The organism is Amycolatopsis decaplanina DSM 44594 (genome assembly GCF_000342005.1).
In the GTDB taxonomy this organism is placed as follows: domain Bacteria; phylum Actinomycetota; class Actinomycetes; order Mycobacteriales; family Pseudonocardiaceae; genus Amycolatopsis; species Amycolatopsis decaplanina.
This window is the reverse complement of record NZ_AOHO01000072.1, coordinates 1-17,259: the sequence shown is the minus strand read 5'-3', so window position 1 is coordinate 17,259 and position 17,259 is coordinate 1. Positions and strand designations below refer to the sequence as shown.

The following is a 17,259-nucleotide window of genomic DNA, read 5'->3' as shown; positions in this document are numbered from 1 at the left end:
CGCATAGTGGCGTGTCAAGTCCCGGAAGTCATGAACGGTCCATTCATGGTTTCGGGCGGCAGTAGTACATGAAGGCCCCCTTCCTTGCGCCTAGCGCAAGGAAGGGGGCCTTCATGTACTACTCGCGTTCGCGACCCACTCATTTTCCAGAGCAAGGTAAAACGTTGCTGCGAAAGGGAATCCCGGCGCGAAATCCGCCACGAAAGGTCCGTTCGCCGCATGCTCGCCGCTCCGGGCCGTGGGTTTTTGTCGGTGCCCCGGTGCACAGTGTCGATCATCGGATTCGACGACTGGAGGAGTGCCGATGTGCTGGCATTGCGACAACCCCGGGAAGACCCGCGACGACTATCTCATCGAGGAGGTCCGTCCGCTGATCCGGAAGTACGGCTGGATGGTGCAGACGGTCGAGCGCGGAATCGTCCAACCCGGCTTCGCGTACACGGTCGGGCTGACCGACGCCGGGCTGCCGGAACTCGTCGTCACCGGCCTGAGGGAGCGAAGATCCGGCCAGCTGCTGAATTATTTCGCCCAGCAGGCGGTCCGGTCGGGGCCGCCGGAAGCGGGGGAGGTGCTGCCCGCCGCGGTGGGGTGGCCGTCGTTCGAGGTCGTTCCGCTCAGTTCGCCGTCGGCGCACATGCTCACCGCCGTTCTCATGTACGGCGAAGAATTCCGTGCCCTGCAACTGGTCTACGAGGACGAGCACGGCAACTGGCCGTGGGACAGGGAGTTCCGCGGCGGGACGGGCGGGCAGCCGGTACTGGGGGCGCGGGGCCGTGGCTGAATCCCTAAGGCACCGCGGGAGCTTCGCCCTCCCGCAGGCTGGTTCCCGGGGCCAGCCGCTGGACGGCGTCCTCCATATGGGCTTCAAGCAGCGAGAGCGCGGTCTCTTCGTCGCCGGCCCGCAGGGCCTCGATGATCCTGGTGTGCTCGGTGACCCGTTCTTCGACCTGCTGATAGGTCCCCTGCAACGCTGTGAGGCACATCCGGGTCTCGATCAGCAGGGTCCGGGCCATGCGCACGAGCCGTTTGCTGCCGGAGGCGGCGATCAGCGCCTCGTGGAAACGGAGGTCCGCCCAGGACAGCGCGGTCGGGTCGTCGTCGTCCGCGGCGGCGGCCATGGCGCTCACGGCCTCTTCGAGTTCGGTGGCGACCCGCTCCCTGTCCCCGCGCAACGCCCGCAGCATCGCGGCGCGTTCGATGGCCGAGCGCGCGGAGTAGATGTCGTAGACGTCGCCGGGCCCGAGGTCGATCACGAACAGGCCGCGGTGACGCTCGCTGCGCAGGAGCCCTTCGGAAACGAGGTGCTGCATCGCCTCTCGCAGCGGTCCCCGCGAAACCTGGAACCGGGAGGCCAGATCCGTTTCACCGAGCTGGGTGCCGGGAGGGAGAGCGCCGGTCATGATCGCGTCCCGCAACTGGCGCGCGATGATCCCGGCGGTCGATTCCCGGCTGACCGGCTCGATATCCGGCAAGGACATGGTTCAGTTGCCCCTCTGTCCGAACAGCGCGCCCAAGGTGCGGACGAGCGGGGACTTCCCGGTGAGCCGCAGACCTTCCCAGACGGTGACCTGGTTGGCGGTCAGCACCGGCTTGCCGAGCCTGGTTTCGAGCGTGTTGATCTCGCCGAGCGTCCGCATGGCGGTGTCGGGGACGAGCAGCGCGTCGGCGGCCGGGTGGTCACGGCTCACCACGAGTTCGACGACGGCTTCCGGGCTGAGTTCGCCGACCTCGGCGGCGGTGTCGATGTCCGCGCTGCCCATGGAGACCACTTCGATCCCGCCCGCGCCGAGGAACTCGACGAACAGCCGGGCGACGTCGCCCGGGTAGCTGGCGGCGACCGCGACCCGCCGGACGCCGAGGGCCCGCGCCGCGTTGACGAAGGCGAAGGAGGTGCTCGACGCCGGAACGCCGGCGACGGCGGCCAGCCGGTCGGCCTGGTCGCGGGCGCCCTCCCAGCCGTAGACGAAGCTGCCGCTGGTGCACGCCCACACCACCGCGTCCGGTTCGTGTTTGGCCAGCAGCGCGGCGCCGTCGGCGAGCCGGCTTTCGCTGCCGAGGTCCAGGAGCTCGGGCACGGCGTGCAGGTCGGTCCCGTAGATGTGCTCGACCGGCAGCTTGATCCCGGCCATGTCCCCGCCGAGGAGCTGTTCCGCGAGCGGGTAGTCGTCTTCGGCCGCGTGATCGGGGTAGATGAACCCGATGGTGGTCGTCGTGGACGGCGGCTCGGGCGGGGCGAACGGCGTGATGGGCACGGAACCTCCGGTGGGCAGATTGTCGACAATCGTAAGGGTAGAGGTCAGTCGACCTCCCGGAGCCACTTGCCGGGCCCGACGATCGGCAGGTTCATCCGCCGGAGGCAGGCCCACATCGTGAGCTGATTCGCGGTGAGGACGGGTTTGCCGAGCGCGCTTTCGAGCGGCTCGATCAGATCGTAGGTGGGGAGGTTGGTACAGCTGACGAAGATGGCTTCCGCGTCGGCGTGGTCGGCGGCGAGAATGCGTTCGGCGATGGTCCGGTAGCTGACCTTCCAGATTCCGCCGCCCAGGCCGAGATGGTCGCTCGAGACGGTACGAACGCCGAGTTCGGTCAGGAAGTCGTGCAGCTTCCCGGTCAGGTCGCCGTCGTAGGGCGTCAGCACCGAGACCCGGTGGAGGTCGAGCTGGTGCAGAACCTCCGCCAGTGCTCCGGACGTGGTGACGGCGTCCGTCGCACCCGCGTCGCAGATCGCCTTGGTCAGAGAACGTTCGTAGTCCACACCGTTGACGAAACTGCCGGAGGTGCACAGATAGGCGACGACTTCGGGCTCCACGTGGAGCACGTCTCTCGTGGCGGCGGCGAGATGCCTGCTGTCGCTGACGAGCTGGGCCATCTCCATGCTGACGGGCACGGGCTCGTACGGCGTCCGCGCCAGATGGAGGGAGACCTCCATGGGCACCCAGCGCCACAGCTCGCGCTCCAGAGCGAGGTCGAAGGGGGCGATCACGCCGATACCGCGCTGCGCCAACGGGCCTTCGAACTCCAATAGGTCGAAATCCAAGTCTCAGCCTCCGGAAAGCTTCTGCTGCCACAGGTCCGGTGCTCCGGGGGTCGTTCCTCGGATTGTTGACAATCATACGAGCCACTTTTACGGTGTCAACGTGATCTCCTCAGTGGCCCCTGTGCTGGCGGTGCTCTGCGGAGACACGCGCCCACCGGACATGCGCGCTATCGAAGCCGAAGCGGTGGTTCGTTACACCGACGAGGCTGGGTTGGCCGACGCGTTATCCGGCGCCGACGCGTTCTTCGTCTACGATTTCCTTTCGACCGCTGTCCCGGGTGCCTGGCACGCGGCCGACAAGCTGCGCTGGCTGCACATCGCCAGCGCGGGCGTCGACCCCGTCCTCTTCCCGGGGTTGCAGGAGAGCGACGTCGTGCTCACCAACTCCCGTGGGGTGTTCGACGGGGCGATAGCCGAGTACGTCCTCGGGGTCGTCCTGGCGTTCGCCAAGGATTTCGTCCGTTCGTGGGCCCTGCAGCGGCAGCGGCGGTGGAAGCACCGGGAGAGTGAACGGATCTCCGGCCGCCGGGTCCTCGTGGTCGGGACCGGGCCGATCGGCCGGTCGATCGCGCGGATGCTGCGGGCGGCCGGGATGTCGGTGGCGGGTGTCGGGCGCCGTCCTCGTGAGGGCGATCCCGACTTCGGAGACGTGTACGCGTCTTCGGACCTGGCTCGCCATCTTCCCGGGGCGGACTATGTCGTCGCTGTCGCGCCACTGACCGAGCAGACGAAGGGCATGTTCGACGCCGAGGCCTTCGCCGCGATGAAACCCGGCGCACGGTTCGTCAACGTCGGCCGCGGCGAACTGGTCGTCACCTCGGACCTCATCGGCGCGCTGAGGGACGGGCCGCTCGGCGGTGCGGCGCTCGACGTCTTCGACACCGAGCCACTGCCCTCCGATAGTCCTTTGTGGACTATGGAGAACGTGCTGATCTCGCCGCATATGTCGGGCGACTTCGTCGGCTGGCGTAATACTCTGGTAGAGGTGTTCGCGGACAACTTCCGTCGCTGGCGCGCGGGGGAGCCACTGCGCAACGTCGTGGACAAGCAGCTCGGGTACGTGCCGTCGGAGACGCTTCGTCAAGGTTAGGGGCCGGATTGAACGACACCAAGTTGACCGCGAGCGAGCTCGTCGCCGCGTACGCCACCGGAGAGCTGTCGCCGGTCGAGGCCACCCAGAACGCGTTGCGTGTCATCGAAGAACGCGACGGCGAGACCAACGCCTTCTGCCTGGTCGACGCCGATGGCGCGCTCGAACAGGCGAAAGCGTCCGAGGTCCGCTGGCGGGACGGCAATCCGATCGGCTGGCTGGACGGCGTCCCGGCCTCGATCAAGGACATGTTCCTGACGCAGGGCTGGCCGACGCTGCGCGGTTCGCGGTGCATCGACCTCGGCCAGCCGTGGGACGTCGACAGTCCCGTCACCGCGCGGCTGCGTGAGAACGGCTTGGTACTGCTGGGAAAGACCACGACGCCGGAACTGGCCTGGAAGGGCGTCACCGACAACACGCTGACCGGGATCACCCGCAACCCGATCGACCCGTCGACGACGGCCGGCGGCTCCAGTGGCGGGAGCGCCGCGGCCGTCGCGGCGGGGATGGGTGAACTCTCCGTCGGCACCGATGGCGGTGGTTCGATCCGGATTCCGGCTTCGTTCTGCGGGATCGTCGGACTCAAACCGACACACGGCCGGATCCCGCTGTTCCCCGCGAGCCCGTTCGGACCGCTCTCGCACGCCGGCCCGATGGCGCGTTCGGTGGACGACACGGCGCTGCTCCTCGACGTCCTCGCGATGCCCGACCACCGCGACCCGGCCGCGCTCGCCCCGCCCGTCTCGACCTACCGCGAGGCCGTCCGCCGGGACGTGCGCGGGCTGATCGCCGCCTACTCGCCGACGCTCGGTTACGTCGACGTCGACCCGGAGGTCGCGGCGATCGTCAAGTCGGCGGTCCAGTCGCTGGGTGACGCGGGCCTGCACATCGAAGAGACGGATCCCGGTTTCACCGACCCCAAACCCGCTTTCGACATCCTGTGGTCGACCGGGGCGGCCAAGTGGCTGGACACCTTCCCCGCCGGTTCGGAGACCAAGGTCGACCCCGGGCTGCGGAAGGTGTGGGAACTCGGCAAGACGTTCTCGGCGAGCGACTACCTCGGCGCCAACGCCGAGCGGGCCGCGCTGGGCATCCTGATGGGCGAGTTCCACACGCGCTACGACGTGCTGATCACGCCGACCCTCCCGATCCCCGCCTTCGAAGCCGGGCACGAAGTGCCGCCGGGCAGCGGACTGAGCGGCTGGCCGGACTGGACGCCGTTCACCTACCCGTTCAACATGACCCAGCAGCCCGCCATCAGCGTGCCGGCGGGCCGCACCTCCCACGGCCTCCCGGTCGGTCTGCAGATCGTCGGCCCGCGGCATTCCGACGACCTGGTGCTCGCGGTCGCGAAGCTCCTCGAGGAGGTCCGCCCCTGGCCGTGACCTGTGGAAGGAGAGCAAGGGACCTTTGCTACCACTTTCGGGGTCGCGGGGTCAGGGCCGGACAGCGTGGGTCTTCCGGACGAGTCCGCGCACCTGGCCGCTGCACAGTGCGAGACAGGTGGCGGCGACGACCAGTGCGGCGCACGCCAGCAGTGTCGTGCCGATCCCGAAGTGCTGCGCGGCCGGCCCCGCCGCCATCTGGCCGAGGGGCAGGGTGATGAAGGAACCGAGCATGTCGTAGGAGTAGACGCGCGCGAGTTTGTCCTCGGGCACGTTCTCCTGCAGCGAGACGTCCCACGCGACCACGAACTGCTCGATCGCCAGGCCGGAGACGAACATGGCCGCGAGCAGCAGGGGCAGCAAAGGCGCCTGGCCGAGGAGGATCAACGGCGGCGCTTCGAAAAGGATCACCGCGACGCCGACGAACAGCGCGCGGCGCGGCTGCCATCGGGCGACGAGGATCCCGCCGGCGAGCGAGCCGATCGTCTGCGCGGCGAGGGCGAATCCCCAGCCGGAACGCCCGAAGGTGCTGTCGGCGACGACAGGACCGAGCACCGCGATCCCGCCGGCGATGACGGCGTTCACCACCATGAACTGCACGACCACGACCCAAACCCAGGTCCGTGACCGGAACTCGCGCCAGCCTTCGGCGAGTTCCGCCAGCGGGCGGCTGCCGGGGATCCGTTCCCGGCGGCTGAGGCGGATACACCGATAGGACAGGGCGGAGCCCAGGAACAGCAGCGCGTTCCCGCCGAGCGCCCAACCGGGACCGACCGCGGTGACCAGGATGCCGCCGAGCCCGGCGCCGGCGATCCGGCCGGAGTTCGACAGCAGCCTGGCCAGCGCGTTGGCCTGCGCGAGCAGTGTGGCGGGCACCGTCAACGGGGTGAGCGACGCCGACGCGGGCGCGGAGATCGCGGCCACCGCGCCGTTGACCACGCTCAGGCCGACCAGCAGGGGGATCGTCGCGAATCCACAAAGGACACTCGCCGCGATGACGGCCTGGGTCAGGGTGGCGGCGATTTCGGTGCCTTGCAGGATCACCGATCGCGGCAACCGGTCCGCCAGCACCCCGCCGAACAGCAGCAGGACCACGCTCGCCACCGAGCGGGCGCCGACGACGATGCCGATGTCGACGGCCGAACCGGTCAGGTCGATCACCGCGAACGCGAGCGCGAGCGGGGCGACGGCGTTGCCGAATTCCCCGAACGTGCGACCGCCGATCAGCCAGCGGAAGTTGTGCTGGCGCAGCGGTTCGCGCAGCGACGTCACGGTCGCCTCATCGCGAACATCGCGACCGTCGCGCTGACCGGGATCGTGCCCCGGGTGCGGGGCGGTCTCGCGGCCGAGTGCAGAAGCCTGCCCAGTTCGCGAGCGTGTTCGAGCGCTTTCTCCCAGGTCTCGCGGTCGACCCACATCTCCGCGTCGCTTGTCGACCCGCGTTCGCCGGGCAAGCGGAATTCGCTGCGGCGCTTGAGTTCTTCGGCCATCGTCGCGATGAGAAGCTGTTCCTCCGCGGGATTCTTCGACGTGAACCGCGATCCGGACTCCGGATCGTGCCGGTAGCGTTTCGCCAGCCCGCCCCGGATCCGGACCTCCTCGGCGACGTCGAGCAGTCCGGCCTCGTGCAACCGTCGCACGTGATAGCTGACATTCGCTTGTGTCTCACCGAGTTCGCGCGCGGCCTCGGCCGCGCTCATCGCGACACCGGTCAAAAGCGACAGAATGCGCAGTCGTACGGGATGGGCGAGGACGCGCAGCCCGTCGAGGCCGGGGGACTCGGACATGAGGCGAGTGTCGACTGCCGGGACGCTGACCGTCAAACAGTTATTTGGGGGTTTCGTTGGCCGGGAGATCCGGTGCGGTGATCCGATGTCTGTGCTCTGCTGGAGGCATGCGTACGACGACATTGGGCAGGAGCGGTCTCGAGGTGTCGAGGATCGCCTTCGGCACCTGGCAGCTCGGCGGGGACTGGGGTTCGTTCGACGAGGACACGGCGATCGCCGCGATCCGCCACGCCCGCGAACTCGGGGTCAACTTCTTCGACACCGCCCAGGCCTACGGTTTCGGGAAGTCCGAAGCGATGCTCGGAAAGGCGTTGCGCGAAGAACTCAAGCGCGACCGCGACAACCTCGTCATCGCCACGAAGGGCGGTATCAAGCCACGTTCCGAACGGCCGCGCGACTCCCGCCGCGAATGGCTGACACAGGGAATCGAGGACAGTCTCCGCTTCCTCGACGTCGACCACATCGACCTCTATCAGATCCACTGGCCCGATTCCGACGCCCCGGCCGAGGAGACGGCGGGCATCCTGCAGGAGTTCGTCGACGCCGGGAAGATCCGGCACATCGGTGTCTCGAACTACGACGCCGCGGGACTGGCCGACTTCGACAAGACCCGTCCGGTGGAAACCTTGCAGCCGCCGTATCACCTGTTCCGCCGCGACATCGAGACCGATCCTCTCCCGTACGCGCGGGAGAACGACATCGGCGTGCTCGTGTACAGCCCGCTGGGCAGCGGCCTGCTGACCGGATCCTTCACGCCGGAGACCACGTTCGAGAAAACCGACTGGCGTTCACGGTCGTCGGCGTTCACCGGCGAGACGTTCCGGCGCAATCTCGCCGTCGTCGACAGGCTCAAGGAATTCGCGGCGGGCAAGGGGATCTCGGTCAGCCGGCTCGCGATCGCGTGGACACTCGCCCAGCCGGGCGTACACGTCGCGATCGTGGGCGCGCGCAAGGCGGCCAACATCGAAGCCAGTCTCGCCGCGGCCGACGTCGACCTGACCGCGGACGATCTCGCGGAGATCGATCGTCTCACCGCCGACGCCGTTCCCGTGTCGGGCGCGAGCCCCGAAGGGGTCGTCTAAAGCTTGAATTCGGTACCGTCCAGGGGAAGTGAGGCGCCGCCGTTCAGTACGGCGGCGTGCTCCGGCGAGGCGGGATCCACCACCGGGTTCGTGTTGTTCAGATGTGTGTACGCCCAACGCGGACCGGGCCGGAGCTTCGCGAGACTGCCGGTGATCGGCAGATGCCCCATCGCCAGCTGGGCGCCATCGCCGACCTCGGCCGCGGTGGCGCCCGACATCTCGTCCGGCGCGTAGAAAGTTGCGTCCAGCAACACCAGACCGGCGTCGCGAGTGAAGTCGTCGAACCCCTCCGGCCAGCTCTTCAGGCAAGGCGCGTACACGAAAACGCCGCCAGTCCGAAGGTCTTCTATCCGGTACGCCACCACCCATGGCCCGTCCTCAGTGGACGTACGTGCGTACTTCGGCCGCTTGTCGCTCACAGGAAGCACGCTCACCCGGAGCCCGTCGATGGCGACCTCCGACGACGGCAGCCAGCCCCAGCCGCCGTAGCCGTCGATGATCGACCGCGCGGGGAACCGCTCGGACAGCGCGTGAAGGACAGCGTCGGGTGCCCACACCGGAAGTCCGCCCGCCTCCCGCAACAGAAGAAGGCCGAGTGAATGATCGAGCTCGGCGTCGGTCAGCAGTACCCCGCGCAGCGGGATTTCCCGCGGCCCCGGTCCGGCTCGCAGTGGCCGCGTGGCGAGGATTTGCGCGCGGATGTCCGGCGACACGTTGAGCAAATACCAGTCCTCGCCGTCCGCGCTCACCGCGACACAGTCCTGAGTCCGCGGCGGCGCGTCCGAAACGCACAGTGCGCAGGCGCAGTTCCATTGCGGGAAGCCGCCGCCCGCCGCGGTGCCGAGCAGGATCACCCTCATCGCGGCGCCCGCATCACGAGTTCGTCCGTTTTCGTCTGCGTGGCGAGGATGAGATCGACGACGTCGCGATGCGGCGAACGCGAGCACACCGGGTCGGTCGCCGCGGCGTCGCCGGTGAGCTGGAAAGCTTGGCACCGGCAGCCGCCGAAGTCGATCGCGCGCCGATCACAAGTGCCGCAGGTGTCCGGCATCCAATCCTCGCCGCGGTAGGCGTTGAAGGAACCGGATTCGTACCAGATCCACGCGAGTGGCTTATCCCGGACGTTGTCGAATTCCAGCGTTTCGATCGCTGTCGACGCGGGACACGGCAGCACGTTTCCGTCAGGCGCTACGGTCAATTGCCGCGCGCCCCAGCCGTACATACAAGGCTTCGGGTACTGCTCGTAGTAGTCGGCGACGACATAGATGATCTCCATGCGACCGCGCAGCCGTTCGGTGGCCGCGCGCACGATCGGCTCGGCCTCGTCGAGTTGCCGACGGGTCGGCATCAGGGCGTCACGGTTCCGCAGCGCCCAGCCGTAGTACTGCGTGTTGGCCAGTTCGAGCCGGTCCGCGCCCATTTTCTCGGCGAGGTCGATGATCCCGGCGAGCTGGTCGTGGTTCTGCCGGTGCAGGACGACGTTCACCGAAAGCGGCAGCCCGGCCTTCTTGATCAGTCCGGCGGCGACCAGTTTGCGGTCATGGGCGCGTGCTCCGGCGAGGCGGTCCGCGCGGCCGGCGGTCGCGCCTTGGACGGACAGCTGGATGTGCGCGAGGCCGCGTTCGACGAGATCGTGCAATCTGGACTCCGTCAGCCCGAGCCCGGATGTCACCAGATTGACGTAGCAACCGAGCTTCGTGGCGTGCTCGACCAGGACAGGGAGATCCGGCCTGGCGAGTGGTTCGCCGCCGGACAGGTGTACCTGGAGTACGCCGAGTTCCCGTGCCTGCGAGAGCACGGACAGCCATTCCTCTGTGGACAGTTCGCTGTCCCGGGTGATCAGCTCGACCGGATTCGAGCAATACGGACAATGCAACGGGCAGCGATGGGTCAGTTCGGCCAGCATGCCCAGCGGTGGCGCCGCGGTGGAGGTGTTCAGGTCCATTCGACGATCCGCCGATCTCCGAGCCGGGACAGGACGTCCAGGATTTCTTCCTCGCGCACACCGGCGTAGCGCTCGCGCAACGCCGAAGCGATCCTCGCGACATCTTCGACGCCGTCGCAGAGTGAAAGCACTGCCGCCGCGGTCGGATTCGGTACGAGCACGCCTTCGGGGAACAGGAGGACGTGTGTTTCCCTGGTCCGGTCATAGCTCAGCCGGACTCCGCGCCGCAGCCGTGGCACCGAGCCCATTTCGAGGGTGGTCATCGCTACTCCTTGGCCGCCGCGCGCTCGATGGCGTCGAGCATGGACCAGAGCACGTCGGTCTTGAACGACAGCGCGGCGATCGCCTTCTCCTGCTGCTCACGGGTGACGGCGTGCCGCACGACGATGTCGAGCGTCCCCTTGCCCTCACCGGAGACCTTGTCGATGCGATCGGTGAAATAGGCGAGGTCTTCCCGCGCGATCCACGAATAGTTCGCCAGCATGTCGGCGACCCGCCGCTGCATGAGATGGCCGGCGAACATTTCGGTCAGCCCCGAGGCGACCGCTTCGAGCCAAGGTTTCGTGCGGGCGAAAGTCACGTAGGCGTCGACGGCGAACCGCACGCCGGGGGCGACGTGCCGCTGATCGAGAACCTCTTCGCGGCCGAGCCCGACCGCGGTGCACAAGCGGAGCCATCGCTCGATTCCGCCGTCTCCGGCCTTCGCCCCGTCGTGATAGGCGATGCGGTCGAGCCATTCCCGGCGTATTTCCGGCACCGGGCAGTTGCTGATGATCGCCGCGTCCTTCTGCGGGAGCACGCACTGGTAGTACCAGCGGTTCGCGGCCCAGATCTTCAGTTCGTACTCGGACAAGCCGCCGCCGTGCATCCGCACGTGGAACGGATGGGTGCCCCAGTAGCGGTGCGAAAGCCCGCGCAAGGCCGCGATGAACTCCGACGACGACATCGGTGCGGCGGAAGGGGGGAGGGACACCGTGCTGCCTCCAACGGCTCGCTGATCGGGACGGCGGCGCGGTGGTGGGGGGCGGCCCCCACCACCGGATGCGAAATCAGTCCTCCATGCGGGCCGCGTAAGCGGTGACCTCCATGGGCGTTTCGTACTCGACGAAGTCGGGCGTGGTCCATACCTCGATGGTTTCGATCATTTCCTGCTCCTAACGTCCACATGGGATCGAACCGGGCCGGGCCCCGTCACCCTAGAAGCGCGTCGCCGATTCTGACCAGACGTAAGGTCCAAGTTCCGGAGTCATTTCGTAAAGGTTCCTACCTATGGCCGATCGAGCAGGCCTGATCGTCACGCTCGGCGCACACAACGGTTAACGGCCGATGCCCCCGATAGCCCGTCCAGTGGTGTCCGTTTCGTCCCGTGGTGTGTTTCTATCCAACTCGACGGGTGCACCCCGACCACTCGTCTACCGCCGCCATCCGAGCTCCAGGGGTGTAGCTGAAGGAGGCGTCCCATGTCCATACGTCGTACTCTCGCCGCCACGTTCGCCGCGGCGACGGCCGTGTCGATCGCGGCCATCCCGGCGGCCGCCGCCGAGGCGCCGTCCATCCAGGCGATCAGGCAGCTCGCGAGCGGTCTCAACCAGGCCTGGTCGATCGACTTCCTGCCCGACGGCACGGGCCTCTTCACGCAGAAGGACGCCAAGACGATCAGCAAGATCGACAAGGCGGGCAAGGTCACCACGGTCCAGACCATCCCCGGGGTGAGCGTCACCGCGGAGGCAGGCCTGCTCGGCATCGCCGTCTCGCCGAAATACGCCACCGACGAGACGGTCTTCATCTACTACACGACCAGTTCCGACAACCGCATCGCCAAGCTGAAGCTGGGCCAGCCGCCGACTCCGATCGTCACCGGCATCCCGCGTGGTTCGCAGTACCACCACGGCGGGCGGATCAGGTTCGGGCCGGACGGCTACCTCTACGCGGGCACCGGCGACGGCCAGAACGGTGCCAACGCGCAGAACAAGAACTCCCTCGGCGGCAAGGTCCTGCGCGTCACCACGGACGGCGCGGCCGCGCCCGGCAACCCGTTCAACAGCCGCGTCTACTCCTACGGCCACCGCAACGTCCAGGGTCTGACCTGGGCGAACGGGCAGCTGTACGTTTCCGACATCGGTGCCAGCAAGCTCGACGAACTGAACAAGATCGAGCCGGGCAAGAACTACGGCTGGCCGACCTGCGAAGGCCCGTGCAACACGGCGGGGATGACCAACCCGGTGAAGGCGTGGCCGACGTCTTCGGCGACGCCGAGCGGGCTGGCGGCGTACAAGGGCTCGCTGTACATGGCCTCGCTCAAGGGCGGCACGTACAAGCTCGACCTGAACGGCAACGGCGGCAAGCTCTGGACCGACCTCGGCCGCACGCGTGACGCGACCGCCGGCCCGGACGGCCAGCTGTACACGATCACCCCGGGCGCCATCTACGTCTCCGACGGCAGCTAGCCCTCGACGCGATTCGGCACCTGGTTGCGGTGGTTCGGCGTCGAACTATCGCAACCAGGTGCCGAATTGCGGGGTCAGCTGCGCCCAAGGGACACAGCGTGTTCGAGTTCGGCGAGCGCGGTGTCCAGGTGGGTCAGGATGCGCTGCAGATGCGGCACACTGCGGCGGCAGCCGGTGACGCCGAAGTCCAGGTTGTCCCCGTTGCTGGTCAGCGTGATGTTCAGTGCCTGCCCGTCCAGCAGCACCGACGCCGGGTAGATGCCGTCGAGCGAAGCGCCGTTCCAGTACATCTGCTTGCGCGGCCCCGGCACGTTGGAGATCACCAGGTTGAACGGCGGTTTCGTGTTGTTCACGAAGCCCGGGATCGGCGACACGCCGAGCTGGGCGACGTTGATCCCCGACAACAACAGCGTCTGCAGTGGGGTCAGCTCCGAGAAGAGCTTCTTCCCGTTCCGCATGGACGCGTTGATCGTCGCGAGCCGCGCGGCCGGATCGGTCAGCTGGGTGGCGAGGTTGCACAGCAGCGCGCCGATGTTGTTCCCCGCCGCGTCCCCGCTGTCCTTGCGCCGCAGGGAAACCGGGACCATCGCGATCAGCGGCGCGTCGGGGAGCGCGTTCTGTTCGATCAGGTAGTCGCGCAGGGCGCCCGAGCACATCGCGAGGACGACGTCGTTGCGCGACACCCCGGCGGCCGTCGCCACCTTGCGCACCCGGTCCAGTGACCACGATTGCGCGGCGAACCGCCGGGCACCGCCGATCGGCACGTTCAGCATCGTCTTCGGCGCTTGCGCCGGCAGCGTGAGCGTGTGCTCCTGGAACGCCTCCCGCGCCACCTTCATCGCGGCCGGCGCGATGCCGGCGAGCTGGTTGACCGTCTTGCCGAAGGTGCTGAGTATCGAGGGTGACGCCTTGCCGTCGCGGCCGCCGTCCGGTTTGGGCCGGGAGCCCCATGGTGGCGGGCAGTCGAGGTCGGCCGGATCGTCCGACAGCGTGCCCTGCAGATGCCGCAGCGCCGAGACGCCGTCCATCAGCGCGTGGTGGATCTTGCTGTAGATCGCGAACCGGCCGTCCTGCAGGCCCTCGACCAGGTGGATCTCCCACAGGGGGCGGTGCCGGTCGAGCAGGGTGCCGTGCCAGCGTCCGGTCAGCTCCAGCAGTTCGCGGATCCGGCCGGGCTGGGGCAGCGCCGAATGACGGAAGTGGTAGTCGAGTTCGAGATCGTTGTCGGTCGCCCAGGCGATGTGGCCCGCGGTGTTGACCGGCCGGGCGGGACGGCGGCGGAACACGTCGCGCATGTTGTCGGAATCGAGCAGTTTCCGGCGAAGGTCCCGTAGGTAATCCGGTCCGGCGTCCTCGGGTTTCTTGAACAGCTGCAGTCCGCCGACGTGCATCGGATGTTCGCGCGTCTCCACGAGAAGGAACATCGAGTCGGTCACGGGCATGAACGGCATCGTCGGGACCACCTTCCGCGCGGCGGCGTGCGGGCACGCCGGGTGCCAGAGTTTACGCACACCGAAACCACCCTCTCACGCTTTAGGGTGGCTCACATGACGATCCCGACCGATCCGCAGACGGGTGAGTTCCGTCGGTCCGGCAACCATTTCGACGCGCGTATCACCGCCGACGGCCGCGACGGCTGGCCGGTGGAGGCGGGCAGGTACCGGCTGGTGGTCAGCCGGGCTTGTCCCTGGGCGAGCCGTGGTCTGATCGTCCGGCGGCTCCTCGGTCTCGAGTCCGCGCTGAGCGTGGCCGTGGCCGATCCGATCCAGGACGAGAAAAGCTGGCGGTTCACCCTCGATCCCGATGACCGGGACCCGGTGCTCGGCATCAAGTACCTGGCCGAGGCCTATCACGCGGCCGATCCGCACTACATGGGCGGGATCAGCGTTCCGGCCATTGTGGACATTCCGAGCAAGCGGCTGGTCAGCAACGACTATCCGCGGATCACCCTCGATTTTTCCACCGAATGGACCAGTCTGCACCGGCCCGGCGCGCCCGACCTCTACCCGGAGCGGCTGCGCGGCGAGATCGACGACGTCAACGCGGGTGTCTTCGCCGACGTCAACGCCGCCGTGTACCAAGCCGGTTTCGCGACCAAACAGGCCGCGTACGAGGACGCCTACACCCGCCTCTTCGCCATGCTGGACGTGCTTTCCGAACGGCTCGAAAAGCAGCGGTACCTCGTCGGTGACACGATCACCGAAGCGGATATCCGGTTGTTCACCACGCTCGTCCGCTTCGATGCCGTCTACCACGGGCATTTCAAATGCAACCGGAACAAACTGACCGAACTGCCGGTGCTGTGGGCCTACGCCCGCGACCTCTTCCAAACGCCGGGTTTCGGTGACACCGTCGATTTCGACCACATCAAGCGGCACTATCACGTGGTACACGAACAGGTGAACCCGACGCGGATCGTCCCACTGGGACCGGACCTGTCCGGCTGGACGACGCCGCATCACCGGGAGCAGCTGGGCGGGCGCCCGTTCGGTGACGGCACGCCGCCGGGACCGCCACCCGAGGACGAACGGATCGGGGACATGGATGGAGCCACTTCCTGAACACACCGACGTCGTCGTGATCGGTGGCGGCATCATCGGGGTCGGCTGCGCGTACCGGCTCGCCGCCGCCGGGGTTTCGGTGCTGCTGCTCGAACGCGACATCCTGGGCGCGGGTTCGACGGCGAAGGCGGCGGGCGGGATCCGGTCGTCGTTCACCACCCGGGTCAACATCGAGATCGGGCTGCGCGGGCTGGCCGAGTACGCCTCTTTCGCCGAGACCTACGGGATCGAGATCGACTTCCGCCGCGACGGGTACCTGTACCTGGTCACCGACCCTGCGGACCTGCCCGAGTTCGAGCGTTGCGCCGAACTGCAGAACTCCTACGGCGTCCGCAGCCGGCTCGTCGAGCCCGCCGAAGCACGGCGGTTCTCCCCGCTCATCGACACCGAGGGCGTCGTCGCGGCGTTGTGGTCGCCGGACGACGCCAAGGCCACCCCGGACTCCGCGGTCCAGGGCTACGCGCGGGCGGCCCGCGGGCACGGCGCGGTGCTCAGGACCGGCGTCGAGGTCGTCGGGATCGAACGCGACGGCGACGAGATCACCGGCGTCCGGACCGGCGACGGTTCGGTGCGGACGAACGCGGTGGTCTGCGCCGCGGGCGCGTGGTCGGGCCGGATCGGCGAGCTGGCCGGGGTCGACCTCCCGGTGCGGCCGTACCGGCGGCAGGTCGTGTTCACCGGCCCGGTCGCGGATCTGCCCGGCTCCGTACCGCTGACCATCGAGATGCCGTCGGCCTTCTACTTCCACCGCGAAGGCCCCGGCCTGGCGATGTCCTTCTGCGACGGTGACGGCGACCCCGGCTTCGACACCCGGTACCAGCCGGGTGAGTGGCTGCCGAAACTCGCCGAAATCGCCGCGCGCCGGGTGCCCGCCGTACTCGACGCGGGGATCCGCGGCGGCTGGGCCGGGCTGTACGAGGTCACCCCGGACCGCAACCAGATCGTGGGGGAAAGCGTCCACCTGTCGCGGTTCCTCTACGCGACCGGGTTTTCGGGACACGGGTTCCAGATGGGCCCGGCCGTGGGGGAGCTCGTACGGGACCTCTACCTGGGGCGGGTCCCGGCCATCGACATCACCGGGCTCGACGTCCGCCGGTTCGACGGCGACCGGGCCGTGACGAGGGAGCACAACATTGTCTGACGGATTCGTCGAAGTCACCACCGAGGCCGAGCTGCGCGAGATCCTGCCGCCGCCGCTGGAGCGGACGGCGAACAAGGCGCGTCCGAAGCTGCACGAGATGGACCGTCAGTGGCTCGCGGAGTCACCGTTCGCGCTGATCGCGACTTCGGCGGCGGACGGCACCTGTGATGTGTCGCCGAAGGGTGACCCGGCCGGGTTCACGCTGGTGCTGGACGACACGCGGATCGCCATCCCGGAGCGTCCCGGCAACCGGCGCGCCGACGGGTTCCGCAACGTGCTGTCGAATCCGCACGTCGGGCTGATCTACCTGATCCCTGGCCGCGGCGACACGCTGCGGATCAACGGCCACGCGCGGCTCGTGCGGGAGGCGCCGTTCTTCGACGACATGATCGTGAAGGGCAGCCGGCCGAAGCTCGCGCTGGTGGTCGACATCGACGAGATCTTCCACCACTGCCAGAAGGCGTTCATGCGGTCGAAGCTCTGGTCGCCGGAGAGCTGGACGCCCGACGCGCTGCCGTCCCGCGCGGCGATCGCGAAGACCTTCGAGCGCCCGGAGGAGAGCATGGCCGACCTCGAGGCGTACTACGAACCGGGCAGGTACTCGGCCGGGTTGTACTGATGTCGTGAGTGGTAAAGACGGTTATTGACGGATAAGGCAAACGTGGCGTGGTGTCGGGGCGTGTCGCGAAAGCCACTTTCGCGACGTTGGATGTCGCGAAAGATGCTCCTATAGATGTCAAGGGGTGTTGGTGAGGTTGTTGATGTCTGTGATGAGTGTTCGGTG

General features: G+C 67.9%; 19 protein-coding genes. 8 read left to right on the top strand and 11 right to left on the bottom strand.

Translation table 11 applies throughout. The features are described 5' to 3' along the window. Window positions 1–304 precede the first annotated feature (304 nt). On the top strand, window positions 305–781 hold the full coding sequence (locus tag H074_RS29880; protein ID WP_007033810.1) for a DUF4262 domain-containing protein: 477 nt from the start codon (window positions 305–307) through the stop codon (window positions 779–781). A 4-nt stretch (window positions 782–785) separates the two neighbouring features. Here the strand turns inward: H074_RS29880 and H074_RS29875 are convergent, their stop codons facing one another. Genes H074_RS29875 through H074_RS29865 form a run of 3 tightly spaced genes read right to left on the bottom strand, consistent with a single transcriptional unit; the run spans window position 786 to window position 3,037 of the window. Beyond that, on the bottom strand, window positions 786–1,478 hold the full coding sequence (locus tag H074_RS29875) for a GntR family transcriptional regulator (protein WP_007033809.1): 693 nt from the start codon (window positions 1,476–1,478) through the stop codon (window positions 786–788). A 3-nt stretch (window positions 1,479–1,481) separates the two neighbouring features. Beyond that, window positions 1,482–2,252, bottom strand: coding sequence for a maleate cis-trans isomerase family protein (locus H074_RS29870; protein ID WP_007033808.1), 771 nt, complete (start codon window positions 2,250–2,252; stop codon window positions 1,482–1,484). Between the two features lie 44 nt (window positions 2,253–2,296). Continuing rightward, complete coding sequence (locus H074_RS29865; RefSeq protein ID WP_039923665.1) at window positions 2,297–3,037, bottom strand: maleate cis-trans isomerase family protein; 741 nt, start codon at window positions 3,035–3,037, stop codon at window positions 2,297–2,299. 160 nt (window positions 3,038–3,197) lie between these two features. Here H074_RS29865 and H074_RS29860 point away from each other — a divergent pair, with 160 nt between their 5' ends. After that, window positions 3,198–4,127, top strand: a complete 930-nt coding sequence (locus H074_RS29860; protein WP_007033806.1) for a D-2-hydroxyacid dehydrogenase — start codon at window positions 3,198–3,200, stop codon at window positions 4,125–4,127. 8 nt (window positions 4,128–4,135) lie between these two features. Next, window positions 4,136–5,512 carry an amidase gene (locus H074_RS29855; protein ID WP_007033805.1) on the top strand — a complete coding sequence of 459 codons (1,377 nt, stop codon included), beginning with the start codon at window positions 4,136–4,138 and terminating at the stop codon, window positions 5,510–5,512. 51 nt (window positions 5,513–5,563) lie between these two features. On the opposite strand, the gene H074_RS29850 is transcribed toward H074_RS29855, so the two are convergent. After that, window positions 5,564–6,784 carry an MFS transporter gene (locus H074_RS29850; RefSeq protein WP_007033804.1) on the bottom strand — a complete coding sequence of 407 codons (1,221 nt, stop codon included), beginning with the start codon at window positions 6,782–6,784 and terminating at the stop codon, window positions 5,564–5,566. Then, window positions 6,781–7,299: a winged helix-turn-helix domain-containing protein gene (locus H074_RS29845; RefSeq protein WP_007033803.1), complete on the bottom strand. Its 519-nt coding sequence runs from the start codon at window positions 7,297–7,299 to the stop codon at window positions 6,781–6,783. The genes H074_RS29850 and H074_RS29845 overlap by 4 nt, the downstream gene beginning before the upstream one ends. Window positions 7,300–7,406: 107 nt before the next feature. Between H074_RS29845 and H074_RS29840 the strand changes: the two genes are divergently transcribed. Further along, entirely contained in the window at window positions 7,407–8,381 is a 975-nt protein-coding gene (locus tag H074_RS29840) for an aldo/keto reductase (RefSeq protein ID WP_051072035.1), read from the top strand. Here H074_RS29840 and pqqB read toward each other — a convergent pair. From pqqB to pqqA, 5 genes are all read right to left on the bottom strand, one after another. Continuing rightward, window positions 8,378–9,241, bottom strand: coding sequence for a pyrroloquinoline quinone biosynthesis protein PqqB (pqqB, locus tag H074_RS29835; protein WP_007033801.1), 864 nt, complete (start codon window positions 9,239–9,241; stop codon window positions 8,378–8,380). The genes H074_RS29840 and pqqB overlap by 4 nt on opposite strands. Beyond that, complete coding sequence (pqqE, locus tag H074_RS29830; RefSeq protein ID WP_007033800.1) at window positions 9,238–10,326, bottom strand: pyrroloquinoline quinone biosynthesis protein PqqE; 1,089 nt, start codon at window positions 10,324–10,326, stop codon at window positions 9,238–9,240. Before pqqE ends, pqqB begins: the two co-directional genes overlap by 4 nt. After that, a complete protein-coding gene (gene pqqD, locus H074_RS29825) occupies window positions 10,317–10,589 on the bottom strand; it encodes a pyrroloquinoline quinone biosynthesis peptide chaperone PqqD (protein WP_007033799.1) in 273 nt (90 codons plus the stop codon). Before pqqD ends, pqqE begins: the two co-directional genes overlap by 10 nt. 2 nt (window positions 10,590–10,591) lie before the next feature. Next, window positions 10,592–11,272 carry a pyrroloquinoline-quinone synthase PqqC gene (pqqC, locus tag H074_RS29820; protein ID WP_039923661.1) on the bottom strand — a complete coding sequence of 227 codons (681 nt, stop codon included), beginning with the start codon at window positions 11,270–11,272 and terminating at the stop codon, window positions 10,592–10,594. A gap of 103 nt (window positions 11,273–11,375) precedes the next feature. Beyond that, window positions 11,376–11,471 (bottom strand): pyrroloquinoline quinone precursor peptide PqqA, encoded by a 96-nt coding sequence (gene pqqA, locus H074_RS29815; RefSeq protein ID WP_007033797.1) that lies wholly within the window; start codon window positions 11,469–11,471, stop codon window positions 11,376–11,378. A gap of 315 nt (window positions 11,472–11,786) precedes the next feature. Between pqqA and H074_RS29810 the strand changes: the two genes are divergently transcribed. Beyond that, a complete protein-coding gene (locus H074_RS29810; protein ID WP_007033796.1) occupies window positions 11,787–12,773 on the top strand; it encodes a PQQ-dependent sugar dehydrogenase in 987 nt (328 codons plus the stop codon). Between the two features lie 74 nt (window positions 12,774–12,847). Here H074_RS29810 and H074_RS29805 read toward each other — a convergent pair whose 3' ends face one another. Next, entirely contained in the window at window positions 12,848–14,224 is a 1,377-nt protein-coding gene (locus H074_RS29805; RefSeq protein ID WP_039923670.1) for a WS/DGAT/MGAT family O-acyltransferase, read from the bottom strand. A 96-nt stretch (window positions 14,225–14,320) separates the two neighbouring features. Here H074_RS29805 and H074_RS29800 point away from each other — a divergent pair, with 96 nt between their 5' ends. From H074_RS29800 to H074_RS29790, 3 genes are read left to right on the top strand one after another with little or no spacing between them, the layout of a single operon-like run. Continuing rightward, window positions 14,321–15,334, top strand: a complete 1,014-nt coding sequence (locus H074_RS29800; RefSeq protein WP_007033794.1) for a glutathione S-transferase family protein — start codon at window positions 14,321–14,323, stop codon at window positions 15,332–15,334. Further along, a complete protein-coding gene (locus H074_RS29795; protein WP_007033793.1) occupies window positions 15,318–16,475 on the top strand; it encodes an NAD(P)/FAD-dependent oxidoreductase in 1,158 nt (385 codons plus the stop codon). The genes H074_RS29800 and H074_RS29795 overlap by 17 nt, the downstream gene beginning before the upstream one ends. Continuing rightward, the gene (locus tag H074_RS29790) at window positions 16,468–17,094 is read left to right on the top strand and encodes a pyridoxamine 5'-phosphate oxidase family protein (RefSeq protein ID WP_007033792.1); all 627 of its coding nucleotides are present in this window, start codon (window positions 16,468–16,470) and stop codon (window positions 17,092–17,094) included. Before H074_RS29795 ends, H074_RS29790 begins: the two co-directional genes overlap by 8 nt. Window positions 17,095–17,259 lie beyond the last annotated feature (165 nt).

Excerpts from the sequence above, each read along its gene's own strand:
- H074_RS29880 (WP_007033810.1), top strand. The coding sequence starts at position 305 with ATGTGCTGGCATTGCGACAACCCCGGGAAGACCCGCGACGACTATCTC.
- H074_RS29875 (WP_007033809.1), bottom strand. The coding sequence starts at position 1,478 with ATGTCCTTGCCGGATATCGAGCCGGTCAGCCGGGAATCGACCGCCGGG.
- H074_RS29860 (WP_007033806.1), top strand. The coding sequence starts at position 3,198 with ATGCGCGCTATCGAAGCCGAAGCGGTGGTTCGTTACACCGACGAGGCT.
- H074_RS29845 (WP_007033803.1), bottom strand. The coding sequence starts at position 7,299 with ATGTCCGAGTCCCCCGGCCTCGACGGGCTGCGCGTCCTCGCCCATCCC.
- H074_RS29840 (WP_051072035.1), top strand. The coding sequence starts at position 7,407 with ATGCGTACGACGACATTGGGCAGGAGCGGTCTCGAGGTGTCGAGGATC.
- pqqB (WP_007033801.1), bottom strand. The coding sequence starts at position 9,241 with ATGAGGGTGATCCTGCTCGGCACCGCGGCGGGCGGCGGCTTCCCGCAA.
- pqqE (WP_007033800.1), bottom strand. The coding sequence starts at position 10,326 with ATGGACCTGAACACCTCCACCGCGGCGCCACCGCTGGGCATGCTGGCC.
- pqqD (WP_007033799.1), bottom strand. The coding sequence starts at position 10,589 with ATGACCACCCTCGAAATGGGCTCGGTGCCACGGCTGCGGCGCGGAGTC.
- pqqC (WP_039923661.1), bottom strand. The coding sequence starts at position 11,272 with ATGTCGTCGTCGGAGTTCATCGCGGCCTTGCGCGGGCTTTCGCACCGC.
- pqqA (WP_007033797.1), bottom strand. The coding sequence starts at position 11,471 with ATGATCGAAACCATCGAGGTATGGACCACGCCCGACTTCGTCGAGTAC.
- H074_RS29810 (WP_007033796.1), top strand. The coding sequence starts at position 11,787 with ATGTCCATACGTCGTACTCTCGCCGCCACGTTCGCCGCGGCGACGGCC.
- H074_RS29805 (WP_039923670.1), bottom strand. The coding sequence starts at position 14,224 with ATGCCGTTCATGCCCGTGACCGACTCGATGTTCCTTCTCGTGGAGACG.
- H074_RS29800 (WP_007033794.1), top strand. The coding sequence starts at position 14,321 with ATGACGATCCCGACCGATCCGCAGACGGGTGAGTTCCGTCGGTCCGGC.
- H074_RS29795 (WP_007033793.1), top strand. The coding sequence starts at position 15,318 with ATGGAGCCACTTCCTGAACACACCGACGTCGTCGTGATCGGTGGCGGC.